This is a genomic window from Novosphingobium sp., from assembly GCF_019748365.1.
Classification (GTDB): domain Bacteria; phylum Pseudomonadota; class Alphaproteobacteria; order Sphingomonadales; family Sphingomonadaceae; genus Novosphingobium.
Genome location: NZ_JAIEPN010000055.1, coordinates 1 through 22,649 on the forward strand (window position 1 = coordinate 1; position 22,649 = coordinate 22,649).

A 22,649-nucleotide genomic window follows, 5' to 3' on the forward strand; every position below is an offset into this window, starting at 1 on the left:
GTCTAGCAGGACTGGCCCATTTTTAATCCGGTGCTACCGGCCGATCCGTGGCCCCTTTTATTCCCGGTGTTCTCAGGTGGGAAAGGAATCGCTATGGCATTGGGTACATCGGTCCTTTGGCATAACAAGGACAAGCAGGCCAGTTTCGGCAAGGTCCGCCTCAAGCACCGCGAGCTGTTTCTTGACAAGGCGGCGCAGCAGGCCTCGATGGATACGCTCGAAAAGGCATACACCACCGTACGCACCACGATCGGCTGGATGGTACACCGCAACGCCACGAAGCTCGAACAGGCGATGCAGCAGTATTTCAAGTCGGGCACGGGAAAGGCCGGGGATGTCCAGGCGATCCTCGAGATCACGATCAATGGCATGAACAACGGCAAGCTCGCATTGAAGACCGACAACACCTCGGATTATCGCTCGATCAACTACTTCGGGGACAAGAAAGAGGTCCTTCCTTACATTGAAGGCTATGTGCGCAACGGTCCCAATGGGACCAAAGGCGATATCCACGTGAAGCGGGACTACATCATGAACAACCGCTTCCAGGCCGTCCGGACGTTCATTCATGAAGCCACACATCGCTTCGCCAGCACCGAAGACTTCGGCGAGCAGGGCTACATGTGGTCGGATGGCTCGGATTTCCGGGAACCGGGCATTACGGCCGACCAGTGCCTGCGTAATGCCGATAGCTATGCATATTTCTGCATGGCGATGGGCTACCGATAAGGCTCAGCGATCGATCTGCTCCAATTGCGCCACCGGCGCGAAACTGCGCCGGTGGAACGCAGTGGCGCCGTGCTGGCGCAGGGCGGCAAGGTGTTCGGCTGTGCCGTATCCCGCATTGCGCTCCCAGCCATAGTGCGGAAACTGACCTGCGGCCGCGCGCATCAGCCGGTCGCGGTGTTCCTTGGCCAGAATGGATGCGGCGGAGATGCAGGGTTCGGTCGCGTCCCCCTTCACGATGGCGCGCGCCGGCCAGACCCAGTCGGCGCAGCGCCTGGCCGGCGTCAAGTTGCCATCGACCAGCACCATCTCGATCTTGCCCTCACCCACCTTTGCCGCAACCGCGGCGACGGCGCGGGTCATGGCCAACATGGTCGCGGCGAAGATATTGAGCCGGTCGATCTCCTCCACTTCGGCGATGCCGAGCGCCCAGTGGCAGGTCTCGCGAATGGCCGGCTCGAGCCTTGCGCGGCGCGCGGCGCTGAGCGCCTTGGAATCGGCCAGGCCCTGAGGCGGCTGCTGGCCAAGCACCACGGCAGCTGCCACGACCGGCCCCGCCAGCGGCCCTCGCCCCGCCTCGTCTACGCCAACGATCAGCCCCGAGGGCACCAGACGTCCGTTTCCGCCGCTGACAGCGGCCCCATTCGCTGGCATGGAGTCGAACATGAAACGATCGGATTCCTCAAGCTTGGCCATGACCGCCCTCATCACTGAAAAGACGGGCAAGCTCAAGCTCGCCCGGACACGCGCGGGGAGCCGAGTCCTTGGCCTTTGATCCCTCCCGCGTCGATTGCTGGATCTTCGACCTCGATTACACGCTCTACCCCCCGGCCTGCGGTCTGTTCGGCCAGATCGATCAGCGCATGGGGCAGTTCATCGCCAACCTGCTCGGCTGCGATGGGGTCGAGGCCAAACGCATCCAGAAGATGTATTTTCACGATCACGGCACGACGCTGGCGGGCCTCATGCACTATCACGCGATCGATCCGCGCGAGTTTCTCGACTTCGTGCATGACGTCGACATGTCGGTGCTGGCGCAGGCGCCGAGGCTGGCCGAGCAGATCAAGGCGCTGCCGGGGCGGCGGCTGATCTTCACCAATGGCGATCAGCCATATGCGGAAAAGGTCCTCGCCGCCCTCGGGTTGGAGCAGTGCTTCGAGGGCATGTGGGATGTCATCGCGATGGACTACAAGCCCAAGCCGGAGCCGTCGGCATACCACGGACTGATCGAGGCTTTCGGTTTCGATCCCGAGCGCGCGGTGTTCGTCGAGGACTCGGCGCGCAACCTTCCGCCGGCCAAGGCGCTCGGCATGCAGACGGTCTGGCTCGACTGTGCCAGCGAATGGGGTGACCGCGCCAAGGACGATGCGGCGATCGACCTGGTGATCGATGATCTGCCGCGGTGGCTCGAATTGGTTTGCGCAGAGCTTGCAGGCAGCGCTGCGCTCCGTTAGGCCCCGCGCTCTGATTTCCCGGAGAGCCCCTACCATGACCGCACAGCTGCAGTCCGCCATCGAAACCGCGTGGGAAGACCGCGCCAACGTGACCCCCGCGAGCACAGCGGTGCGCGAAGTGGTGGACGCTGCGCTCGAACTGCTCGACGCTGGCAAGGTCCGCGTGGCCGAGAAGGTGGACGGCGCGTGGACTGTCAACCAGTGGCTCAAGAAGGCGGTGCTGCTTTCCTTCCGTCTCAATGACAACGCGGTGATCGAGCAGGGTGCGGGCGGCGCGCCGGCCTATGACAAGGTACCCTCGAAGTTTGCCGGCTGGGGCGAGAACCGCTTTCGCGAGGCGGGCTTCCGCGTTGTGCCCGGCGCGGTCGCGCGGCGCGGGGCGCATATCGCCAAGGGCGTGGTCTTGATGCCGAGCTTCGTGAACATCGGCGCCTATGTCGATGAAGGCACGATGGTCGATACCTGGGCGACGGTCGGCTCCTGCGCGCAGATCGGCAAGAACGTGCATATTTCGGGCGGCGCCGGGATCGGCGGCGTACTCGAGCCGCTGCAGGCCGGCCCAGTGATCATCGAGGACGGCGCCTTCATCGGCGCGCGCTCCGAAGTGGCCGAAGGCGTGATCGTCGGCGAAGGCGCGGTGCTCTCGATGGGCGTGTACCTCGGCGCCTCGACCAAGATCGTCGACCGCGCGACGGGCGAGGTCCATATGGGCCGCGTGCCGCCTTATGCCGTGGTCGTGCCGGGCGCGATGCCGGGCAAGCCCCTGCCCGACGGGACGCCCGGGCCTTCGCTGTACTGCGCCGTGATCGTGAAGACAGTCGACGCGCAGACCCGGAGCAAGACCGGCATCAACGAATTGCTGCGCGACTGAGCATTTCCCGCAATCTGTCGCGCTGGGTTCTGGCGCTGCTCTATGCCTTGGCCGGGGCGCTGCATCTGCTTGTCCCCCGGCCGTTCCTCGGCATCATGCCGACCTGGGTGCCAGCGCCCGAGTTTGTGATCGCGCTGACCGGTGTCGCCGAACTGGCGGGTGCGGCGGGGCTGGTTCAGCCTTGGTCTCCTGCCCTGCGCCGCGCCGCCGGATGGGGGCTCGCGGCCTATGCCGTCGGCGTGTTCCCGGCGAACATCGTTCACTTCATCCGCGACATGGCGCGGCCCGATCATGGGCTCGGCCTTGGCTATCACGTGCCGAGGATGTTTCTGCAGCCGGTCCTCGTTTGGCTGGCGCTATGGGTTTCGGGCGTCCTGCCCTTTCGGGAATCGAACAAGCCATGAGCGATGAAGACTACGTCTACGACGAAGACAGCGGCGAATGGCTGCCGGCTTCCGAGCTTGCCGCCAAGCGCGCGGCGGAAGGCACTGTCGAGGTGCGCGATGCGGTGGGGAACCTTCTTGCCGATGGCGACCAGGTGACGCTGATCAAGGACCTCGAGGTCAAGGGTGCGGGCCAGACCCTGAAGCGCGGTACGCTGATCAAGTCGATCCGCCTGACCGGCGACGCGCAGGAAATCGACTGCCGGTTCGACGGGATCAAGGGCCTCGTCCTGCGCGCCGAGTTCGTCAAAAAGCGCTGACTTTCAAGGCTGTGGCGCGGCCTCGGTGAGCGCGAAAGAGCCATCGAGGCGGTGCCAGACCACGGCCTTCCAGCGCGAGCCATCGGCAAGGCGCAGCACCAAGCGAATGTTGGTGCCGGCGACGACCTGCGTCTCGGCGGAGAGGACCTCAGCCAGTGCACCGTGCCCCGGTGGCAACTGGCCAGCAGCGTAGCGTGCGGCGCCTACGATGCTCTCACCCGCAGGATCGGCCACCTGCCAGCCACCGGCAATGACCGGCGCCGGAGCAGGTTCAGACGCCTTGGGCGAACAGGCCGCCAGCGCGGCGAAGGCGGCGATCAGCAGCCAGTTGCGCGTTTTGCAACTGGCGCGGCGTTCATTACATTTGCGGGTCATTGTGCGCTGCACCATATCGGGCTCAACAAGAAAACAGGGGTGCTCGAAGGCAAATTCTTCCGGTTTCAAAGGAGATTTTGCCATGCTTATCAAGTCCTTCCAGATCGCTGCCGCTGCTGCTCTCATCGCTGCTCCGGCCCTTGCCCACGCGGGCGAGACCGCTGCCAAGTTCACGCACGAAGGTGTCACCTACACCTACACCGCGCAAGACGTTGGCGGCGAGCGCGTGATCAAGGGCACTGCCTTCAACGGCAAGGCTCCGTTCGAACTGCACGTGCGCGGCCGCTATGTGACCGGCACGTTCAACAACCAGGCGGTCGAGTTCACGCAGGCCGAAGCCCGCGCGCTGGGCATTCAGGTCGCCTCTAACTGATCCCGACCGGCAGGCCGCTGCCCTGACGACAAAGCCCCCGACGAACGCCCGTTTCCGGCGCTCTGCGGGGGCTTTTTCGTGCCCGCCTTCCCCGCCCTGCCGGGATTGCTGGCCAAGCCCTGCCCGAAGGCCTAGGGCTGGTCTCCGGCCATACCGTCCGGACGGAGAGCGAGCATGGCCAAGAGCCAGAAGAAATCGAACCGCGAAGTGCGCAAGCCCAAGGCGGAAGGCCCCAAGAAGCAGAATGCTTCCAATCCCAGCCAGAAGCCGGGTGTTGTCGCAGGGCTCGACAACATGAAGCGGAGCACCTGAGCGAAGGGTAGGCGGTTCCCGCTTCTGCGGCTGATGGACGTTTCATCCCGCACCTGCCCCTCCACCACCTGCGGTGGTCCCCCCCTCCCCCGTTGGGGGAGGAATGGCGAGGCGGACGCCAATGTGGCAAGGGCTGTCCATGGACATAACCCCTGCCCAGCTTCGCATTCTCGTCGATGGCGACGCCTGCCCGGTCAAGGACGAGATCTATAAGGTCGCGTGGCGGCATGACGTCGCCGTCGTGGTTGTGAGCAATTCACCTTTCCGCGTGCCCGTCCATCCGCTGGTGCGGCGTGTTGTGGTGGACGGCGGCTTCGATGCGGCGGACGACTGGATCGCCGGGGAAGCGGACGCGCGCTGCGTGGTGGTGACCGCCGACATCCTGCTGGCGGACCGCTGCCTCAAGGCAGGCGCGCAGGTGCTCTCATCCACCGGCAAGCCCTTCACCGCCAATTCCATCGGCAGCCAGATCGCGACCCGCGCGATCATGGCGGACCTGCGCGCAGGCGGGGACGTGATTGGCGGGCCGGCGCCGTTCTCGAAGGCGGATCGTTCGCGCTTTCTCGGCGCGCTCGATGAAGCGATGGTGCGGCTGAAGCGCGCCTAGGGCGCGCGCACGTGCTGGCGGAACCAGTCGGCGAGTTCTTCCTCGGTGAGCTGGCCGGCGGCAAGTTCAAGGAACGCGACAACAAGTTCTGCGTCGCTTGCTGTTAGCACATAGCCGTTGAGCATCAGAAACGTTTCCGAAACGACAGCTGCCGTGCGCTTGTTGCCATCCACAAAGGGATGGTTGCGGGCAATGCCATAGGCATAGGCAGCTGCCAGTGCGGCCGCATCCGGATCGCCATAATCGGCGAGATTGCGGGGGCGCGCAAAGGCGCTGACGAGGAGGCCATCATCGCGCACGCCTTCGGCGCCGCCATGCTCGGCAAGCTGCTCGGCATGCGCCGCGCGCGCGACATCGGGCGCGACCCAGATCCAGCCCTGAGGCATAGGGTTACTTGGCGAGTTCGCGCAGGGCGCGCTTGCGCCGCGCCATGACTTCACGGGCGGCAGCCATCTGTGCCTCGAAGTCCGGTTCTTCGGCGCGCAGCTCGATCCCGCCCGGCGTGGTGACGACAGAAAGCGTCTCGCCAACCTCCGCTCCAAGATGCGTGAGCACCTCGCGGGGGAGGATGATGCCGGCGGAATTGCCGATCCTGGTGATCTTGAGCGTTGCGTTCATACGGGCGTTATAACGCGAAGGAGGTGGATTGGCAATATGGGGCCTTTGCGTATGGCCGAAAGCGCCCCTCCACCACCCTTCGGGTGGTTCCCCTCCCCGAGCAAGCTCGGGGAGGAATGGGATTACTCCGCTGCAGGCAGGTACAACTCGCTGCCTGCCTCGCGGTACTTCTCGCTCATTTCCGCCATGCCGGCTTCGGCTTCGGCTTCGTTCGCAACGAAGGTTGCGATCTCGGCGTTCTGCTTGGCAGCGAAATCGCGCACTTCCTGCGTGATCTTCATCGAGCAGAACTTGGGGCCGCACATCGAGCAGAAGTGCGCGGTCTTGGCGCCTTCGGCCGGGAGCGTCTGGTCGTGGTACTGCTCGGCGGTGTCCGGATCGAGCGACAGGTTGAACTGGTCGCGCCAGCGGAATTCGAAGCGGGCGCGGCTGAGGGCATCGTCGCGGAGTTTGGCGGCGGGGTGGCCCTTGGCAAGGTCTGCCGCGTGGGCGGCGAGCTTGTAGGTGACGACGCCGACCTTGACGTCATCGCGGTCGGGCAGGCCGAGGTGCTCCTTGGGGGTCACGTAGCAGAGCATCGCGGTGCCGAACCACCCGATCATCGCCGCGCCGATGCCGCTGGTGATGTGATCGTAGCCGGGGGCGATATCGGTCACGAGCGGCCCGAGCGTGTAGAACGGGGCTTCGCCGCAGGCGGCGAGCTGCTTGTCCATGTTTTCCTTGATCTTGTGCATCGGCACGTGGCCGGGGCCTTCGATCATCACCTGCACGTCCTGCTCCCAGGCGCGCTTGGTGAGTTCGCCGAGGGTGTAGAGTTCGGCGAACTGGGCCTCGTCGTTGGCATCCGCCACCGAGCCCGGGCGCAGGCCATCGCCCAGCGAATAGGCGATATCGTAGGCCTTCATGATCTCGGTGATCTCGTCGAAGTGCTCGTAGAGGAACGATTCCTTGTGATGCGCGAGGCACCACTTGGCCATGATTGAGCCGCCGCGGCTGACGATGCCCGTCACGCGCTTGGCGGTGAGCGGGATGTAGGGGAGGCGCACGCCGGCGTGGATCGTGAAGTAGTCGACGCCCTGTTCGGCCTGCTCGATCAGCGTGTCGCGGAAGATCTCCCACGTCAGGTCCTCGGCAATGCCGCCGACCTTTTCGAGCGCCTGATAGATCGGCACGGTGCCGATGGGGACGGGGCTGTTGCGCAGGATCCATTCGCGGGTGTCGTGGATGTTGCGGCCCGTGGAGAGGTCCATGACGGTATCCGCGCCCCAGCGGACCGACCAGACCATCTTCTCGACTTCCTGCGCGACATCGGACGCCACGGCGGAGTTGCCGATGTTCGCGTTGATCTTGACGAGGAAGTTGCGGCCGATCGCCATCGGCTCGGATTCTGGGTGGTTGATGTTGCTGGGAATGATCGCGCGGCCGCGGGCGACTTCATCGCGGACGAATTCGGCGGTGACGTAGTCCGGGATGGCGGCGCCCCAATCCTGCCCGTCGCGCGCGAGGGCTTCCTTCAGCTGGCGGCGGCCGAGGTTCTCGCGGATGGCGACATATTCCATCTCGCGGGTGATGATCCCCTGGCGGGCGTAATGCATCTGCGTGACGTTGCCGCCAGCCTTGGCGCGGAGCGGCTTCTGCACGACATTGGGGAAGCCGGGGACACCGCCCGAGCGGTCCGGGCCGAGCTGGCCGTTGTCCTCGGGCTTCACTTCGCGGGCCTGATACTCCTCCACATCGCCGCGGCCCATGATCCACTCGCGGCGCAGCTGCGGCAGGCCCTTGGCGATGTCGATCACGGCATTGCTGTCGGTGTAGGGGCCGGAGGTGTCGTAGACGCGCAGCGGGGGCTCGCCCGAGCTGGGTTCGAGCGAAATCTCGCGCATGGCGACCGTCATGCCCGGGAAGCGCGGGCTTTCGACGTGGATCTTGCGGCTGCCGCGGATCGGGCCGGTGGTGACGCCGATGGGCGTAGCCTGCGGACCATTTTCGAGGCGGGAATTGATATCGGCCATTTCGGCTACTCCTGATCAGAAAAAATCTAGTTATTCCTTGGAAATCTTATGTATGGACGCAGCTCACTCATTATTGAATCAGCTTCATACGTTTTACAGATAGTTGCATCCTTTGACCGGCATTCAGAATTCCCATCAAATTCGCCAACCGGTCGAACAACAACTTCAACGTTGCCACCTGCATTTATCGGGAGCTCCCGACTTAAAATCATTTGGATGCCATTGGTCTTCAGAACGCGGAAGTATTTAAAACCGCGCTCTTTCGAGATCTCGGCAGCCCGATACATCGCCATATCCGCCGCGAGTCGGCCTCCGCCGGATACACCATTGGCGCTTGCTCTAACCCGCCAAACGCCGGGTTCGAGCTCCTTGTCGCTGAAACCGCCCCACAAGCCGCCGCGCTTGTAAGTCGCAAACTGAGCAACTGCAGGCGTTCCGCAGCATAATGACACAAGAAGGGCAATAACCACCAGCTTCTGCGCCGCAAATGAAGTGTAAAGCCGAAACTTAGACTTTGAACTGTGCGGACGGGGAATGGCCAACATCTGCCTCCGTGAAATACAGAAGGAGTGCCCCATTCTGGATGCCCTCCCTCCGCCCGTGCTAACGGGTTCAGGTTCGACGGGTCGGGCGATGCTAACCGCCCCTCTCAGCCATTTTTGTAAGCCTTCGCGAAAGATCGCTCCAGCCCAGCGGCTCCCCGGGGATGGCGTCTTTCTAGAACGCTTGGGCAGCGACGTCCACACGCTTTGGGCACATGCTTTGGCACTGGACTTTAAGCGAGCGCTTAAACATACTTCGCGCCAAGAGCCCGCCGGGATGCGAGCGGGTGCATCGGAGCAGGACATGGCGAGCCAGACCCTCACCCGCGAGCGGGCGATCAACCCATACGACGTGAGCGCCGACGCGCTTTACACCGAAGATACCTGGCGCGAGCCGTTCGCGTTCCTGCGGCGGGAAATGCCGATCAGCTGGCGGCCAGAAAGCCCGTTCGGCGGGTATTGGTCTGCCGTGACGCACGAGCACATCCAGCAGATCGAGCTGACGCCCGAGGTGTTTTCCTCCTCGTGGAAGCTGGGCAACATCACGATCGCCGAATCGATCAACGAAGCGGACTTCCCCAACTTCATTGCGCAGGATCCGCCGATCCACACCGCGCAGCGCAAGGTCATCGCACCCGCGTTCAGCCCGGGGCAGATGATCAAGCTGGAAGCGCAAGTACGCGAACGCGCCAGGATGCTGTTCGATGCGCTGCCGCTGGGCGAGACCTTCGACTGGGTCGAGAGCCTCGCGATCCCGCAAACGCTGGGCATGCTGTGCAGCCTGTTCGACTTTCCTTTCGAGGAATGGCGCGATCTCAAGCGCTGGTCGGACTATGCCAGCGGGGTTTCGGCGGACAATCTGACGCCCTAATACCGCGCCGAATGGATGAAGCAGCTCGGCGAAATGCTGCAGCGCTTCGACCGCGAGCTTGAAGCACGGCGCGTGCTGCCGCCGAGCGACGACCTGCTGAGCCGGATGGTCCATTCCGAAGCGATGGGGCAGCTGCCGCCGCTGGAACGGCTCGCCAATATCGCGCTGCTGATTGTGGCGGGGAATGATACGACGCGCAATTCGATCAGTGGCCTGGTCGAGGCTCTGCACCTTTATCCTGAGGAGCTCGAGAAGCTCCGCGCCGATCCGACACTGAGCACCAACGCCTCGCAGGAGATCATCCGCTGGCAATCGCCGGTGACGCATATGCGCCGCACCGCGACAGCGGATGTCGAGGTGGGCGGGCAGCTCATTCGCCAGGGCGAGAAGATCGTGATGTGGTACATCTCGGGCAACCGCGACGAGAGCGTGTTCCCGAATGCCGAGCGCTTCGACGTGACGCGCGAGAACGCACGCCGGCACATTGCTTTCGGCCACGGCATCCACCGCTGCGTGGGCGCTCGGCTGGCCGAAGTGCAGATCGCGGCGGTGATCGACGAGATCGTCTCCCGCCGCCTGCGCGTCGTCCCGGTCGGCGCGCCGGAGCGGCTGGCGAGCCCGTTCCTCCACGGCTTCAACGCAATGCCGGTGCGGCTGGAGCAGGACTGAATGACGCGCGTCTGCATTATTGGGGCCGGCTGTTCAGGCATCACGGTTGCCAAGCGGCTCAAGGACTATGGCATCAGCTACGACGAGTTCGATGCATCGGACGATATCGGCGGAAACTGGTACTACAACAATCCCAACGGCTTATCGGCCTGTTATCAGAGCCTGCATATCGACACCTCGAAGTGGCGGCTCGCCTTCGAGGACTATCCGGTGCCGGCGGACTGGCCGGACTTCCCGCACCATTCGCAGCTCGTGCAGTACTTCCGCGACTATGCGGATCACTTCGGGCTTCGCGCGAACATCACGTTCAACACCAAGGTCGAAAAGGCGACACGCAAGGCCGGAGGCGGCTGGGAAGTGCGGCTATCGAACGGCGAGACGCGCGAGTATGAGGCGCTGGTGGTGGCGAACGGGCACCACTGGGCAGCGCGTATTCCCGAGTATCCGGGCCACTTCGATGGCGAGCAGCTGCACAGCCACTCGTTCCGCAGCGCGTTCGAGCCGGTCAACTGCGTCGGCAAGCGCGTGCTGGTTGTCGGCATGGGAAATTCGGCGATGGATATCGCCTCCGAACTTTCGCAGCGCGCGATTGCCGAGCGGCTCTACGTTTCGACCCGGCGCGGGGTCTGGGTGCTGCCGAAGTATTACAAGGGCCAGCCGATCGACAAGAACCCGGCCCCGGCGTGGATGCCGCGCAAGGTGCGCACCGCGCTCGGCACGCGCATGATCAAGAGCCTGGTCGGCAAGATGAGCGACTATGGCCTGCCCGAGCCCGAGATCGGCCCGTTCGATGCGCATGCCACGGTTTCGGGCGAGTTCCTGCTCCGCGCGGGCTCAGGCGACGTGACGATGAAGGGCGCGATCGAGCGTCTGGACGGCGATGGCGTGGTGTTCAAGGATGGCAGCCGCGAGGCGATCGACGTGATCGTCTGGGCGACGGGCTATGACATCCGCTTCCCGTTCTTCGATGATCCCTCGCTGTGCGCCGATGCCGACAACCGGCCGCCGCCGCTGTTCAAGCGGATCATGAAGCCCGAAGTGCCGGACCTGTTCTATGCCGGGCTCGGCCAACCGCTGCCGACGCTGGTCAACTTTGCCGAGCAGCAATCGAAGCTGATCGCGGCCTATCTGGCGGGTGCCTACACCCCTCCGCCGCTGGGCGAGATGCACCGGATCATCAAGGCCGACGAAGAGTACCACACCGGGCATTACTATGCGGCGCGGCGGCATACCATCCAGCTCGATTTCGATGCCTATGTGCGCGATCTCAAGAAGGAGATCGCGATGGGGACGAAGCGCGCGAAGGCGGCCTGAGGGCTGCTTCCTTTCCCCTCCCCAACCCTCTCCCCTGAAGGGGAGAGGGCTTTCGGGTAGTGCTATTCTGCGGCTTCCAGTGCGGCAGCCTCGGCGCGCACGCCATCGTAGACGAATTCACTGGCGGCAGGATCGATGTAGGGGATCTGTTCCTTTTCGGTCCAATAGTCCTGGTTGTGCTGCCATTCGGGCTTGTCGCCGCGCTTGGGCATGCGGTCGAGATCGCGCATCAGGTAGGTGGGGTTGAAGTTGTCGGCGTCGATCCACGGTAGGATCTTCATGTCCTTGTCTTCCTCGCGCAAGGCCACCTCGACCTTGTGGGTACCTGCCGCATCCATATGGTTCAGCAGCTTGCAGACGAAATCTCCGACGATATCGACCCGCAGCGTCCACGAGGCGCGGAAGTAGCCGAAGACCCAGACGAGATTGGGCACGCCGGTGAACATCATGCCGCGATAGTTGATGGTATCGGCCCAGTTGACCGCCTGCCCATCGACCTTGAACGGAATCTCGCCCAGCACCGAGAGGCGGAAACCGGTGCAGGCGACGATGATATCGCCTTCGATTTCCTGACCCGAACTGACCCGCAGGCCCTTTTCGGTGAAGGTTTCGATGGTGTCGGTGACGACCGAGGCATTGCCCGCGACAACAGCCTTGAACATGTCGCCATCGGGAAGCTGGGCGAGGCGCTGCTGCCAGGGGCGATACTTGGGCGTGAAGTGCGGTTCGAAGTTGAAGTCCTCACCCACATAGCCGCGGATCAGCGCGCGCAGGTCCTCGGCCATGGCCTCCGGCTCCTCGCGGCTGCGGCGGTCCATTTCGTAGAAGTTGTAGATGTAGTCCTGCCGCACGACGCGGTGGATCGTGGGCTCATCGACGCCAATGGTGCGCAGCCGGTCAGCCAGTTCGCTGACATTGGGGGCGCAGTAGAACCACGTCGGCGAGCGCTGGACCATGGTGACCTTGGCACCGGCTTCGCACAGCGCGGGGACAATGGTGGCCGCCGTGGCGCCGGAACCGATCACGATGACGTGCTTGCCGGCCACGTCGGTCTGCGGGTCCCAGAGCTGGGAATGGACGAAGTGGCCCTTGTAGCTCGCCATGTTCGGCCAGTCCGGAATGTAGGGCGTCTTGTGATCGTAGTAGCCCTGGCACATCCACAGGAAGGCGGCGGTGAAGACCACCTCGCTGCCATCCTTGCGGCGGGCGTTCACGGTCCACAGGTTGTCGGCGCTCGACCAGCTGCAGGCGGTGATGGTGTGGCCATAGCGAATGTGCGGGGTGATGCCGTTCTCCTCGATCACTTCGCCCATATAGGTGAGGATCGCTTCGGCCGAGGCGATCGGCGCGCCGGTCCACGGCTTGAAGCGATAGCCGAAGGTGTAGAGATCGGAATCGGAGCGGATGCCGGGATACTTGTGGGTTTCCCACGTGCCGCCGAAGGTGTCCTTGCTTTCGAGGATGGCGTAGGTCTTGCCCGGGCATTGGTCCTGCAGATGCTTGGCGGACCCGATGCCGGAAATGCCGGCTCCGACAATCAGGACGTCGACGTGCTGTTGGGCCTGCTCTGCCATCATTCTCTCCTTGTTGGCGGACCTGCGGCCCTTCTCCGCCGCCCGCGTGCTGGCCGCGGGCAATCAGGGGGCCGACAAGACCGGTTGTGGCGGTTTTCGCCTTGTGGTCGCAAGGAGGCCTTGATCCGCATCAAAACGCAACAGGATTCTCGCTGCAGGCCAGCCCGGCCATGCGAAACATTACCAAATGGTCATGCTGCGGAACGGTGGGGGCAAGTTGCCGGATGGCATTGAGGGTGCGTCGTCCGAGCCCGCCTTCACCTCCACACGCTCCGAGCGGGCCGCCGCGACAAACCCTGGGAGAAGGGCAACTCCTCCCCCCAAGTCGCCCTTCGCAAAAGCCCGGGGATGGCAACCTTCACAGCCATCCCCGGGACCCCACTCCGCCGCCAAGGACCGCGCCTATCCCCCATCTTCACGAACGGGCAGAGCCGCGCAGGTTGCGCCGCTGCGGCCCAGCGCCTATCGCCGGAGGTGATGAATGCACGGCGCTGCGATATCGCGATCCTGGGCGGGGGCCTGGCAGGTGGCCTGATTGCGTTGGCGCTTGCCCGCTATCGTCCCGATCTCTCGCTGCTGGTGGTGGAACAAGGCGGCTGCCTTGGCGGCAATCACGTCTGGTCGTTCTTTGCGACCGACACCGACCACGAAGCGACCGAACTGCTCGCGCCGATGATCGAGGCGACCTGGGCGGACTACAACGTCCATTTCCCGCGCCACAGCCGCCACTTGCGCACCAGCTACAGCGCGATGACGTCCGAGAAGTTCGATGCGGCCCTGCGCGCGGCCCTGCCTGAGGACGCGATCCTGACCGGACAGGCCGTAAAAAGCTGCAACGAGACCGAAGTCATGCTGGGCGATGGCACGCTGGTCGAGGCCGGGGGCGTGATCGATACGCGGGGCCTGTGCGATGTCTCGCACTTTACCGGCGGCTGGCAGAAGTTCGTTGGCCGCAAGTTCAAGCTGAGGGCGCCGCATGGCCTGGAACGGCCGATCGTGATGGACGCGACGGTCGAGCAGATCGATGGCTATCGCTTCATGTACGCCCTGCCCTTCGCGCCGGACGTGATCTTCCTCGAGGACACCTACTATTCGGACAGCAGCGTGCTCGACCGGCCAGCGCTGGAACAGCGGATCGACGCATACCTTGCCGCGCGCGGATGGGAGGTCGAAGCGCTGGTGAGCGAGGAGCACGGCGTGCTGCCGGTGGTGGCGGGCGGCGATTTTGCCGGGTTCTGGCGCGATGGCGGCGAGGATACGGCGCGGGCCGGATCACGCGCGGGGCTGTTCCATTCGCTGACCAGCTATTCGGTGCCGGATGCGGTTCGCTTTGCGCTGGCGCTTGCCCATCATGATGCGCTCGACGGTGCAGGTCTGAAAGCGTTCTCCGCCAAGTGGGCTAAAGGGCACTGGGAAAACCAGAGCTATTACCGCATGCTCTCTGCGTTGCTGTTCGGCGGGGCTTATCCGCAGGAACGTCTCCGTATTCTGGAGCGTTTCTACACGATGAAGCCCGAACTTATCGAGCGGTTCTATTCGGGGAAATCGACCTCGTACGACAAGTTTCGCATCCTGGCCGGTATTCCGCCCATTCCGATCCCTCGGGCGCTCGGCACCATCACGGGCCTGGGCAGGCAGCCGGCCCCGCTGAAGTTTTCAGGAGTCTAGAGTTTCATCATGAAGAAAGTAGCCGTCATCGGAGCCGGTTTCGGCGGACTGGCGCTGGCGATCCGCCTGCAGTCAGCCGGAATCCAGACGACCGTGATCGAGGCACGCGACAAGCCGGGCGGGCGCGCCTACTACTGGGAGCGCGACGGTTTTACCTTTGACGCCGGGCCGACGGTGGTGACCGATCCGCCCTGCCTCAAGGAACTCTGGGCGCTTTCGGGCCATGACATTGCCGAAGACGTTGAGCTCGTGCCGGTCAAGCCGTTCTACCGGCTGAACTGGGCGGACGGGACCAACTTCGACTACACCAACGACGAGGCGATCCTCAATGCGGAGATCGCCAAGCTCAGCCCGCGCGACGTGGCGGGCTATGCCGAGTTCCTGAAGTTCTCGGCGGGCGTGTTCGAGGAAGGCTATGTCAAGCTCGGCTCGGTGCCGTTCCTCGACTTCGCCTCGATGATCAAGTCCGCGCCGCCGCTGATCCGCTATCAGGCGTGGCGCTCGGTCTACTCGATCGTCTCCAGCTATATCGAGAACGAGAAGCTGCGCGAGGCGTTCAGCTTCCACTCGCTGCTGGTGGGCGGCAATCCGATGACCGCGAGCGCGATGTACGCTCTCATCCACAAGCTGGAGAAGGACGGCGGCGTGTGGTGGGCCAAGGGCGGCACCAACAAGCTGATCGCAGGGATGGTCAAGCACTTCGAGCGGCTTGGCGGCACGGTGCGGCTGGGTGATCCGGTGGTGCACATCCACTCGCTCGGAGACCGGGTGACGGCGGTCGAGACCAAGAGCGGCTGGCGCGAGAGCGTGGATGCGGTCGCCTCCAACGGCGACATCGTGCATTCCTACGCCGACCTCATGCCCGACAACGGCCATGCGCAGCGGCGCGCCAAGTCGCTGAAGAAGAAGAAGTTCTCGCCGAGCCTGTTCGTCGTCCACTTCGGTGTGGAAGGGACCTGGCCGGGGATCGCGCACCACATGATCCTGTTCGGGCCGCGCTACAAGGGACTGCTCGACGACATCTACAAGCATGGCGTGCTGCCGGAAGACTTCTCGATCTATCTGCACCACCCCTCGGTGACCGATCCGAGCATGGCGCCTCCGGGGATGAGCACGTTCTACGCGCTGGTGCCGGTGGCCAACATGGGCAAGCTGCCGATCAACTGGGACGAAATCGGGCCTCAGTTCGAAAAGCGCGTGCTCGACGAAGTGGGCCGCCGCCTGATCCCGGACATCCACAGCCGGATCGTGACGAAGTTTTCCTACACGCCCAAGGACTTCTCGATCGATCTTTCTGCGCATCAGGGCAGCGCGTTCAGCCTTGAGCCGCTGCTCACGCAATCCGCATATTTCCGTGCGCACAACCGTGACGATGCGATTCAGAACTTCTATCTTGTTGGCGCGGGCACTCATCCGGGTGCGGGTATCCCGGGCGTCGTCGGCAGCGCGAAGGCGACGGCTGGCCTGATGATCGAGGATTTGCTGGGGGCGTGAGAGCGGCGTGAAACGGCTGGCGGTCTATTGCGGTTCGGCATCACCGGCCGACTCGCGCTATGTTGCATTGGCGCGGGAGGTCGGCGCGGAGCTTGCCGGGCGCGGCATCGGGGTCGTCTATGGCGGCGGGCGGCTGGGCCTGATGGGTGCGGTGGCAGCAGGCGCGCTGGAAGCGGGCGGCGAAGTGATCGGGGTGATCCCGCGCGCGCTGGCCGAAGCCGAAGTCGCCAACCCCGATTGCACGAGCCTCACGGTCGTCGAGACCATGCATGAGCGCAAGCAGGCCTTCACCGACTTGTCGGACGGGTTCCTGACCCTGCCCGGCGGTGTCGGCACGATGGACGAGCTGTGGGAAGCCGTGAGCTGGGCGCAGCTTGGCTATCACGCCAAGCCGGTGGGCCTGCTCAATGCTTTCGGGTTCTACGACAAGCTGCTCGCTTTCCAGACGCACATGATCGAGGTCGGGTTCATTCGTCCGGTCCATGGCGGCATCATCCTGGCCGAGCACTCGCTCGATGTGCTGCTAGCGCGGATGGCGGCGCATGTGCCGCATAAACCGATCATCCAGATGTCCGCGAAGGACTTGTGAGGCGGCGTGACTGAACCCGCTGCAGCGCTGCCGGAACCGGACCGCGCTGCCCTTGTTGCCCATGCCCGCGAGACAATTGCGCGGGGGTCGAAGAGCTTTGCAGCAGCCTCGCGCCTGTTTGGCCGGACGACGCGCGAGCGGGTCTGGCTGCTCTACGCCTGGTGCCGCGCCTGCGATGACATTGCCGACGAACAGGACCTTGGCGGCGAACTGGGGACCACGCCCGGGGGCGACGCGGCAGAGCGGCTCGCGACGATCCGGCGGCTGACCGATCTGGCCATGGCCGGGCTGCCGACCGGCAATCCGAGCTTCGACGCGCTGGGCGTCGTCGCGCGCGAATGCGGGCTGACGCGGGGCATGGCCGAGGACGTGATCGACGGCTTTGCGCTCGATGCCGAGGACTGGACGCCGCGTTCCGAGGCGGATCTGCTGCGCTATTGCTTCCATGTCGCGGGCGCGGTCGGCGTGATGATGGCGGTGGTCATGGGCGTGGCGCCGGACGACGACGACACGCTCGACCGCGCCTGCGACCTTGGGCTTGCCTTCCAGCTCGGCAATATCGCGCGCGATGTGGCGGAGGACGATCGCGGCGGGCGCTGCTACCTGCCCGCCGAATGGCTGGCAGAGGCGGACATCCCGCCCGGTGAGCAGTTGCGCCCCTGCTACCGCGCCGCGCTGGTGGGCGTGGTGCAGCGGCTGGCCGTATTGGCAGCAGACTACGAGGCCTCCGCGCGGGTCGGAGCGGCGCGGCTGGGCTATCGCCAGCGCTGGGCGATCCTTTCAGCGGCGGGCATCTATGGCGCGATCGCGCGCAAGGTGGCGGCGGGCGGCCCGCGCGTGTGGGATGCGCGCGTGTTCACCTCGCGCGGCGAGAAGATCGCGCATGTCCTGCGCGCGGGGCTTCATGCGCTGGGGCGGCCGGCCGGCGCGCCGCGGCCGAAATGGTCGCGCACCAGCCTCAAGGCCATGGCTGGTCGGCAGGAAGCATGACAGTTCGCCGGTCGCCCGCCAGATCGGCGACAAGGCGCGCGGCGGCGATGCGACCAGACATCGTGGCCATGGGAATACCCGGCCCCGGGTGGACGCTGCCGCCCGCGAGATAGAGCCCCGGGACTTTCCCCTTCGCCCCGGCCCGCGCGAAGCTGCCCATCATGCCATGGTTGGCGCGGCCATAGAGCGCGCCGCCGCTCGCCGGAAACAGCGCGTTGAAGCCGGAGGGATCGGTGATGACGGGCTCGTCAACAGCGGTGAGTTCCAGCCCGCAATCGCGCATCAGGCCCATGCTGCGGCGAGCAAGATCGCCAAGCACGAAATCCGAGAGCGGGCCCTTGTCACCATCGGCGGGGGCGTTGATCAGGGCAAGCAGGCGCTCGGGCGTGCCGGCGGGGTGGTCACTGCCCTCCCCCCGGTCCTGCGCGCAGAGGTAGACGGTGGGAGTCTGGGTCACGCGGCGATCCTTGAAGATCGCTTCGAACTCTGCGCCGTAATCCTCTGCGAAAAAGACATTATGGTGCGCGAGATCGAAGCCCGAGGTGCGCGCGGCGAGGCACCAGGTTACGGCGGAAAGCGAGCGCTTCAGGGGCGCGGTTGCCGGGACCGGGCGGACTTCATCGGTCAGCGCCGAGATATCGCCGTTGAAGACGACCGCATCGGCAGGGAGACGTTCGCCCGAGGCCAGTTCGACCCCGGCGACGCGGCCCTGCTCGATCACGATGCGCTCCATATGCGCCCCGAAGCGGAAGGCCGCGCCGTGTCGTTCGGCAAGCCCAGCAATGGCGCGGGCGACTTCGTGAATGCCGCCGCGCACCAGCCAGACGCCTTGCTGCTCGACATGGGCGATCAGCATAAGTGTGGCGGGCGCGGCCCAGGGCGAGGAGCCGACATAGGTCGAATAGCGCCCGAACAGCTGGCGCAGGCGCGGGTCCTTGAAGTGATCGCCGAGCGCGCCCCATAGCGTGCGCATGGGAACGGTCCGCATCAGCGCGGGAATGCCGAAGGGGCCAAGGCGCGCGACGAGGCCGGGGATGGAGGGGCGCTCGGCAGCAATGAACGAGGCGGCGAGCGTCTTGTAGATATCAGCGCTGCGGGCGCAGAAATCGCGGTAGGCCTTGGCTTCGGCGGCCCCGGCGAAGTCGCCGATGGCATCCACCGAGCGGGCCACATCGGCGAAGAGGTCAAGCTTGCCGCCGTGTTGCCACGCATGCCGGGCCAGCGTCTCCGCCGTGATCAGGCCAAGGTGGTCCTCAAGCCGCTCGCCCGCATCGCCGAACAGGCCATCGAAGATCCAGCGCATTGTGAAGACGGTGGGGCCGGCATCGATATGGAGGCCGCCGCTTTCGACCCGGCGCATCTTGCCGCCGACACTCGCGGCGCGCTCGACGACCGTAACGTCGAGCCCCTGCCGCGCAAGGTCGGCGGCAGCGGAAAGGCCGCCCATGCCCGCGCCGACGACGACGACCTTTCTGGACGCCACGTCAGTCCGAAGCCGCAGCGCGGCGCGAGCGGAATTGCGGAACGATGCTGATCCCCGCCTTCTGGTCGATGCGGATACGGTGGTAGATGAGAATGATGAGGCCCGTGACAAGCGGGACCGACCACATCGCCGGATGCAGCGCGAGCGACGGGACCAGCCGCACCGAGCCGAATGCAAGGAAAGCGGTGTAGACCGAGATTCCCGCGCCCACGAGCGCCTTCACATGTTCCTTGAGCCACATCACCGGCGAGGGATTGCGCCCATAGAGGAACAGGAGATTGGTGATCCCGGTCGCCATGCCGACGACCGAAATGAGCATCATCAGCGGCTGGTTGATCCGCGCGCCGTCCCATGCGCAGACCACCGCGGCGATCATCACGAGGAACTGCAGCGCGACATTGAGCGGCGTGCGATTGGCCGCGACATTGCGGCGGTTCTGCACGCAGAGCCAGCCATACCAGGCAAGATTGAGCGTGAGGATCGCGTTGTGCAGCATCATCACGCCGAACATGCCGCGCACGAAATCGGCATCGAACTTGCCGACAAGGTGCGGGTGAACCGTCATCGGATCGTAGAGCGTCAAGAGGCTCATCGTCAGCGCGAGGCAGCCGGTGATGAGGATGGCCTTGGTGAAAATGCGGCCCCACTTGCGGTGGTTCACATCGCCCTTGCGGCCGACGACCGGAATCCAGAACGCGATCGCGCCGGTCGCCCCGGCAGCGATATGGGCTGCAATCAGGCAGCGGAACAGCAGAAGTTCCATCGCATCCCCCGGTTCTTGTCGGCACGACTATTCCACTGGACAGCGCCGGTGTAAACATAAGATGACACTTGCAGATCATCCGGGGAATCCTGTGAGCCAGACTGCCAGCACGTCACACTATCGCCCGCCGCGCCCGACATCCCTCGGCGCGGTGACGGCGCTGCTGCGCGTGGCCCTGCGCGGGGACGGCGATCTGCTCAGCCTGCTGCCGGCGAGTGCCTACCGTTGCGATGTCGGGCCACTGGGCTATTCGCGGCGTTCGATCCTGATCGTGAACCGGCCCGACGAGGTGCGGCGGGTGCTGTCCGATCCCGAGGGCATCTTTCCCAAGAGCGACCTGATGGTGGACGCGCTCGCCCCGCTGATCGGCGATTCGATTTTCGTTTCTTCGGGGGACGTCTGGCAGCGGCAGCGGCGGATGATCGATCCGGCCTTCACGATGATGCGGGTCAACCGCGCGTTTCCGGCGATGCAGGATGGGGCGGAGGCCTGCGAGGAGACACTTGCGGCGCGAGTGGCTGATGGCGCTGCATTCTCGCTCGACCTCACGATGAGCCATCTGACTGCGGACATCATCTGCCGCACGGTGTTCAGCACGGGGCTCGAGACCGGGGCGGCGCACGATGTGTTCGATGCCTTCACCGTGTTCGAGCACAGCGTGGCGCAAGTCGAGATCCGGCGGCTCATCATGGACCCGGCGTGGACTCCGGTGCCGCAGAAGGACTTCGTGCTGGAGGCCTGCCAGCGGATACGCGGGCATCTGGGCGATCTGCTGGATACGCATGTGGGGCCGAACGGTGAGCATTTCGACGATATCGCCGCGGCAGTGATCGCGGCGCGCGACGATTTCACGCGGACGGCCTTCACGCGGGAAGAGCTGATCGACCAGCTTGGCGTGCTGTTCCTTGCAGGCCATGAGACAAGCGCGAGTGCGCTGACCTGGGCGTTCTATCTGCTGGCGATGCAGCCGGAACTCGTCGCCCGGGTGCGGCAGGAAATCCGCGAAGTGGCGGGCGAGGACGGCCCCATCGGTTTCGAGGAGACCAAGCACCTGCTGACAGTCCGCAACCTTTTTCGCGAGACGCTGCGGCTCTATCCGCCGATCACCTTCCTGCCGCGCGTGGCGACCGAGGCGACGACGATCGGCGGCCGCCGTGTCAAGCGCGGGGCACTGGTGATGGTGGCGCCGTGGGTGCTGCACCGGCACCGGCGCTTCTGGAAGGACCCCGATGTGTTCGATCCGGACCGCTTTCTGCCCGCGCGCGAAAGCGAGCTGACGCCGGGGGCCTATATTCCCTTCGGACAGGGCCCGCGCGTCTGCGCCGGGGCGGCCTTTGCGCTGACCGAGGCGGTGCTGCTGATCGCGCGGCTGTTCCGCCGGTTCGACTTCCATATCGAGCAGGCAGGCGCAGTGCGGCCCGCAGCGCGGCTGACGACGCGGCCGGCGAAGCAGATCATGGTGCGGGTTTCGAAAGCGTGACGTCATGACGACAGTGTTGCTGACACTGGGAAGGCTGCCCAAGGCGCTCGATCTGGCGCGGGGTTTTGCCAAGGCGGGGTGCCGGGTGCTGGTGGCCGACCCTTATGGCTGGACCTTGGCGGGCGCATCGCGGCACGTGACGCGCGAGTTCAAGGTACCGGCGCCGATCACGGGCAAGGCGGCCTATCTGTCGGCGCTGAACGAGATCGTGGCGCGCGAGAAGGTCGATCTGGTCGTTCCCGTTTCGGAAGAGACGATGCACGTGGCGCATCTGGCGGGGATGCTGCCGGAGGGTGTGGGGCTCTTCACGATGCCGCCGGACGCGGTTCTGGCGCTGCATGACAAGGCGAGCTTCGTGCGCAAGGCGGCAACGATGGGGCTGGCCGTGCCCGAAAGCGCGCCGCTGGGAAGCCCGGAGGCCGAGGCGCTGGCACGGTGTGGCCCGGTGGTGGTGAAACCGGTGTTTTCGTGTTCGGGCAATGGGCTCAGCATACTGCATGGGGGCGAGCCCCTGCCCCTCGCCGATCCGGCGCGGCCCGCAGTGGTGCAGCGGTTTGTTGAAGGGCGCGAGCACAGCACCTGCACGATTGCACAAGGCGGCCGCGTGGTGGCGACGATGGTCTATCGCGGGGCGCTGATGTCGGGCTCGGTCGCGGTTGCGTTCGAACGGGTCGAGGTTCCCGCCATCGATGCATGGATCGCGCGGTTTGTGGGTGAGACGGGCTGGAGCGGGTTCATCTCGTTCGACTTCATCGTCGATGCAGCGGGCGTGCCTTATGCCATCGAGTGCAATCCGCGCGCGACGAGCGGGGTGCATTTCTGGGAGCCGGAAGATATTGCCCGCGCGGTGCTGGACCCGGGCTGGAGCAGTCCGGTGCGGGTGCGTCCCGAGCAGCGTCTGCAGCAGTTCTACGCCTGCCTGACCGAGACGCAGGGGGCCATGCTGCGGCGCAAGGGGTTCGTGCCCGCGCTGAAAAGCCTCGTTACCACACGCGACGTAAGCTGGGACTGGCGGGACCCCTGGCCGTTCCTCAGCATGATCGGCACCTCGTGGCCGATCATCTGGCAAGCGATCACCAAGGGCGCCCGGTTTGGCGAGGTGGCGACGGCGGACGTGGGGTGGTATGACGGATAACGGAGCTGTTTTCCACGAAATGTAAC

General features: G+C 64.9%; 26 protein-coding genes and 1 riboswitch. Of the genes, 17 read left to right on the forward strand and 9 right to left on the reverse strand.

The genetic code is table 11. The features are described from left to right. Window positions 1–93 precede the first annotated feature (93 nt). Entirely contained in the window at window positions 94–729 is a 636-nt protein-coding gene (locus tag K5Q19_RS07650; protein WP_292942993.1) for a hypothetical protein, read from the forward strand. 3 nt (window positions 730–732) lie between these two features. Here the strand turns inward: K5Q19_RS07650 and K5Q19_RS07655 are convergent, their stop codons facing one another. After that, a complete protein-coding gene (locus tag K5Q19_RS07655; RefSeq protein WP_292943126.1) occupies window positions 733–1,380 on the reverse strand; it encodes a ribonuclease HII in 648 nt (215 codons plus the stop codon). A gap of 110 nt (window positions 1,381–1,490) precedes the next feature. Between K5Q19_RS07655 and K5Q19_RS07660 the strand changes: the two genes are divergently transcribed. From K5Q19_RS07660 to K5Q19_RS07675, 4 genes are read left to right on the forward strand one after another with little or no spacing between them, the layout of a single operon-like run. Then, complete coding sequence (locus K5Q19_RS07660) at window positions 1,491–2,180, forward strand: pyrimidine 5'-nucleotidase (RefSeq protein ID WP_292942995.1); 690 nt, start codon at window positions 1,491–1,493, stop codon at window positions 2,178–2,180. A 34-nt stretch (window positions 2,181–2,214) separates the two neighbouring features. Then, the gene (dapD, locus tag K5Q19_RS07665) at window positions 2,215–3,051 is read left to right on the forward strand and encodes a 2,3,4,5-tetrahydropyridine-2,6-dicarboxylate N-succinyltransferase (RefSeq protein WP_292942997.1); all 837 of its coding nucleotides are present in this window, start codon (window positions 2,215–2,217) and stop codon (window positions 3,049–3,051) included. 2 nt (window positions 3,052–3,053) lie between these two features. After that, window positions 3,054–3,455, forward strand: a complete 402-nt coding sequence (locus tag K5Q19_RS07670) for a DoxX family protein (RefSeq protein WP_292943128.1) — start codon at window positions 3,054–3,056, stop codon at window positions 3,453–3,455. Next, window positions 3,452–3,754: an alkylphosphonate utilization protein gene (locus K5Q19_RS07675; RefSeq protein ID WP_292942999.1), complete on the forward strand. Its 303-nt coding sequence runs from the start codon at window positions 3,452–3,454 to the stop codon at window positions 3,752–3,754. The genes K5Q19_RS07670 and K5Q19_RS07675 overlap by 4 nt, the downstream gene beginning before the upstream one ends. 3 nt (window positions 3,755–3,757) lie before the next feature. Here the strand turns inward: K5Q19_RS07675 and K5Q19_RS07680 are convergent, their stop codons facing one another. Then, window positions 3,758–4,129 carry a hypothetical protein gene (locus K5Q19_RS07680; protein WP_292943001.1) on the reverse strand — a complete coding sequence of 124 codons (372 nt, stop codon included), beginning with the start codon at window positions 4,127–4,129 and terminating at the stop codon, window positions 3,758–3,760. Between the two features lie 82 nt (window positions 4,130–4,211). On the opposite strand from K5Q19_RS07680, the gene K5Q19_RS07685 reads away from it, so the two are divergent. The 3 genes from K5Q19_RS07685 to K5Q19_RS07695 all read left to right on the forward strand — a co-directional run bounded on the left by K5Q19_RS07685 (window position 4,212) and on the right by K5Q19_RS07695 (window position 5,421). After that, window positions 4,212–4,502: a hypothetical protein gene (locus K5Q19_RS07685; RefSeq protein ID WP_292943004.1), complete on the forward strand. Its 291-nt coding sequence runs from the start codon at window positions 4,212–4,214 to the stop codon at window positions 4,500–4,502. A gap of 174 nt (window positions 4,503–4,676) precedes the next feature. Beyond that, a complete protein-coding gene (locus K5Q19_RS07690) occupies window positions 4,677–4,814 on the forward strand; it encodes a hypothetical protein (protein WP_169793744.1) in 138 nt (45 codons plus the stop codon). 139 nt (window positions 4,815–4,953) lie between these two features. After that, window positions 4,954–5,421 (forward strand): YaiI/YqxD family protein, encoded by a 468-nt coding sequence (locus tag K5Q19_RS07695; RefSeq protein ID WP_292943009.1) that lies wholly within the window; start codon window positions 4,954–4,956, stop codon window positions 5,419–5,421. On the opposite strand, the gene K5Q19_RS07700 is transcribed toward K5Q19_RS07695, so the two are convergent. The 4 genes from K5Q19_RS07700 to K5Q19_RS07715 all read right to left on the reverse strand — a co-directional run bounded on the left by K5Q19_RS07700 (window position 5,418) and on the right by K5Q19_RS07715 (window position 8,593). Beyond that, window positions 5,418–5,807 carry a type II toxin-antitoxin system death-on-curing family toxin gene (locus K5Q19_RS07700; RefSeq protein WP_292943011.1) on the reverse strand — a complete coding sequence of 130 codons (390 nt, stop codon included), beginning with the start codon at window positions 5,805–5,807 and terminating at the stop codon, window positions 5,418–5,420. The genes K5Q19_RS07695 and K5Q19_RS07700 overlap by 4 nt on opposite strands. A gap of 4 nt (window positions 5,808–5,811) precedes the next feature. After that, window positions 5,812–6,039, reverse strand: coding sequence for an AbrB/MazE/SpoVT family DNA-binding domain-containing protein (locus tag K5Q19_RS07705; RefSeq protein WP_292943014.1), 228 nt, complete (start codon window positions 6,037–6,039; stop codon window positions 5,812–5,814). A gap of 122 nt (window positions 6,040–6,161) precedes the next feature. After that, a complete protein-coding gene (gene thiC, locus K5Q19_RS07710) occupies window positions 6,162–8,051 on the reverse strand; it encodes a phosphomethylpyrimidine synthase ThiC (protein ID WP_292943016.1) in 1,890 nt (629 codons plus the stop codon). A 26-nt stretch (window positions 8,052–8,077) separates the two neighbouring features. Then, entirely contained in the window at window positions 8,078–8,593 is a 516-nt protein-coding gene (locus K5Q19_RS07715; RefSeq protein ID WP_292943019.1) for a hypothetical protein, read from the reverse strand. Between the two features lie 30 nt (window positions 8,594–8,623). Next, a riboswitch (TPP riboswitch) is annotated at window positions 8,624–8,764 on the reverse strand. A 133-nt stretch (window positions 8,765–8,897) separates the two neighbouring features. Between K5Q19_RS07715 and K5Q19_RS07720 the strand changes: the two genes are divergently transcribed. Genes K5Q19_RS07720 through K5Q19_RS07730 form a run of 3 tightly spaced genes read left to right on the forward strand, consistent with a single transcriptional unit; the run spans window position 8,898 to window position 11,447 of the window. Further along, window positions 8,898–9,464, forward strand: a complete 567-nt coding sequence (locus K5Q19_RS07720) for a hypothetical protein (protein ID WP_292943022.1) — start codon at window positions 8,898–8,900, stop codon at window positions 9,462–9,464. Window positions 9,465–9,479: 15 nt separating this feature from the next. Next, a complete protein-coding gene (locus tag K5Q19_RS07725; protein ID WP_292943025.1) occupies window positions 9,480–10,133 on the forward strand; it encodes a cytochrome P450 in 654 nt (217 codons plus the stop codon). Then, window positions 10,134–11,447 (forward strand): NAD(P)-binding domain-containing protein, encoded by a 1,314-nt coding sequence (locus K5Q19_RS07730; protein ID WP_292943029.1) that lies wholly within the window; start codon window positions 10,134–10,136, stop codon window positions 11,445–11,447. A gap of 62 nt (window positions 11,448–11,509) precedes the next feature. Here the strand turns inward: K5Q19_RS07730 and K5Q19_RS07735 are convergent, their stop codons facing one another. Further along, window positions 11,510–13,021, reverse strand: a complete 1,512-nt coding sequence (locus tag K5Q19_RS07735; RefSeq protein ID WP_292943032.1) for an NAD(P)/FAD-dependent oxidoreductase — start codon at window positions 13,019–13,021, stop codon at window positions 11,510–11,512. A 477-nt stretch (window positions 13,022–13,498) separates the two neighbouring features. Between K5Q19_RS07735 and crtY the strand changes: the two genes are divergently transcribed. Genes crtY through K5Q19_RS07755 form a run of 4 tightly spaced genes read left to right on the forward strand, consistent with a single transcriptional unit; the run spans window position 13,499 to window position 17,762 of the window. Next, window positions 13,499–14,689 (forward strand): lycopene beta-cyclase CrtY, encoded by a 1,191-nt coding sequence (gene crtY, locus K5Q19_RS07740; protein WP_292943035.1) that lies wholly within the window; start codon window positions 13,499–13,501, stop codon window positions 14,687–14,689. 9 nt (window positions 14,690–14,698) lie between these two features. Then, window positions 14,699–16,183, forward strand: coding sequence for a phytoene desaturase (locus tag K5Q19_RS07745; RefSeq protein ID WP_292943038.1), 1,485 nt, complete (start codon window positions 14,699–14,701; stop codon window positions 16,181–16,183). A 7-nt stretch (window positions 16,184–16,190) separates the two neighbouring features. Continuing rightward, the gene (locus tag K5Q19_RS07750) at window positions 16,191–16,772 is read left to right on the forward strand and encodes a TIGR00730 family Rossman fold protein (RefSeq protein ID WP_292943041.1); all 582 of its coding nucleotides are present in this window, start codon (window positions 16,191–16,193) and stop codon (window positions 16,770–16,772) included. Between the two features lie 6 nt (window positions 16,773–16,778). Further along, the gene (locus tag K5Q19_RS07755) at window positions 16,779–17,762 is read left to right on the forward strand and encodes a phytoene/squalene synthase family protein (RefSeq protein ID WP_292943044.1); all 984 of its coding nucleotides are present in this window, start codon (window positions 16,779–16,781) and stop codon (window positions 17,760–17,762) included. Here the strand turns inward: K5Q19_RS07755 and crtD are convergent. Beyond that, complete coding sequence (gene crtD, locus K5Q19_RS07760) at window positions 17,731–19,245, reverse strand: 1-hydroxycarotenoid 3,4-desaturase CrtD (RefSeq protein WP_292943047.1); 1,515 nt, start codon at window positions 19,243–19,245, stop codon at window positions 17,731–17,733. The genes K5Q19_RS07755 and crtD overlap by 32 nt on opposite strands. A 1-nt stretch (window position 19,246) precedes the next feature. After that, window positions 19,247–20,008: a hypothetical protein gene (locus tag K5Q19_RS07765; RefSeq protein ID WP_292943050.1), complete on the reverse strand. Its 762-nt coding sequence runs from the start codon at window positions 20,006–20,008 to the stop codon at window positions 19,247–19,249. Window positions 20,009–20,099: 91 nt separating this feature from the next. On the opposite strand from K5Q19_RS07765, the gene K5Q19_RS07770 reads away from it, so the two are divergent. Together K5Q19_RS07770 and K5Q19_RS07775 are read left to right on the forward strand one after the other, a co-directional pair. After that, on the forward strand, window positions 20,100–21,488 hold the full coding sequence (locus tag K5Q19_RS07770) for a cytochrome P450 (RefSeq protein WP_292943053.1): 1,389 nt from the start codon (window positions 20,100–20,102) through the stop codon (window positions 21,486–21,488). A gap of 4 nt (window positions 21,489–21,492) precedes the next feature. After that, entirely contained in the window at window positions 21,493–22,623 is a 1,131-nt protein-coding gene (locus K5Q19_RS07775) for an ATP-grasp domain-containing protein (protein WP_292943055.1), read from the forward strand. Window positions 22,624–22,649 lie beyond the last annotated feature (26 nt).

Bases quoted from the DNA above. Each gene is read 5' to 3' on its own strand.
- thiC (WP_292943016.1), bottom strand. From the start codon at position 8,051: ATGGCCGATATCAATTCCCGCCTCGAAAATGGTCCGCAGGCTACGCCC.
- K5Q19_RS07730 (WP_292943029.1), top strand. From the start codon at position 10,134: ATGACGCGCGTCTGCATTATTGGGGCCGGCTGTTCAGGCATCACGGTT.
- K5Q19_RS07705 (WP_292943014.1), bottom strand. From the start codon at position 6,039: ATGAACGCAACGCTCAAGATCACCAGGATCGGCAATTCCGCCGGCATC.
- K5Q19_RS07690 (WP_169793744.1), top strand. From the start codon at position 4,677: ATGGCCAAGAGCCAGAAGAAATCGAACCGCGAAGTGCGCAAGCCCAAG.
- K5Q19_RS07725 (WP_292943025.1), top strand. From the start codon at position 9,480: ATGAAGCAGCTCGGCGAAATGCTGCAGCGCTTCGACCGCGAGCTTGAA.
- crtY (WP_292943035.1), top strand. From the start codon at position 13,499: ATGAATGCACGGCGCTGCGATATCGCGATCCTGGGCGGGGGCCTGGCA.
- K5Q19_RS07775 (WP_292943055.1), top strand. From the start codon at position 21,493: ATGACGACAGTGTTGCTGACACTGGGAAGGCTGCCCAAGGCGCTCGAT.
- K5Q19_RS07650 (WP_292942993.1), top strand. From the start codon at position 94: ATGGCATTGGGTACATCGGTCCTTTGGCATAACAAGGACAAGCAGGCC.
- K5Q19_RS07745 (WP_292943038.1), top strand. From the start codon at position 14,699: ATGAAGAAAGTAGCCGTCATCGGAGCCGGTTTCGGCGGACTGGCGCTG.
- K5Q19_RS07765 (WP_292943050.1), bottom strand. From the start codon at position 20,008: ATGGAACTTCTGCTGTTCCGCTGCCTGATTGCAGCCCATATCGCTGCC.
- K5Q19_RS07675 (WP_292942999.1), top strand. From the start codon at position 3,452: ATGAGCGATGAAGACTACGTCTACGACGAAGACAGCGGCGAATGGCTG.
- K5Q19_RS07680 (WP_292943001.1), bottom strand. From the start codon at position 4,129: ATGACCCGCAAATGTAATGAACGCCGCGCCAGTTGCAAAACGCGCAAC.
- K5Q19_RS07695 (WP_292943009.1), top strand. From the start codon at position 4,954: ATGGACATAACCCCTGCCCAGCTTCGCATTCTCGTCGATGGCGACGCC.
- K5Q19_RS07655 (WP_292943126.1), bottom strand. From the start codon at position 1,380: ATGCCAGCGAATGGGGCCGCTGTCAGCGGCGGAAACGGACGTCTGGTG.
- K5Q19_RS07700 (WP_292943011.1), bottom strand. From the start codon at position 5,807: ATGCCTCAGGGCTGGATCTGGGTCGCGCCCGATGTCGCGCGCGCGGCG.
- K5Q19_RS07735 (WP_292943032.1), bottom strand. From the start codon at position 13,021: ATGGCAGAGCAGGCCCAACAGCACGTCGACGTCCTGATTGTCGGAGCC.
- dapD (WP_292942997.1), top strand. From the start codon at position 2,215: ATGACCGCACAGCTGCAGTCCGCCATCGAAACCGCGTGGGAAGACCGC.
- K5Q19_RS07685 (WP_292943004.1), top strand. From the start codon at position 4,212: ATGCTTATCAAGTCCTTCCAGATCGCTGCCGCTGCTGCTCTCATCGCT.
- K5Q19_RS07720 (WP_292943022.1), top strand. From the start codon at position 8,898: ATGGCGAGCCAGACCCTCACCCGCGAGCGGGCGATCAACCCATACGAC.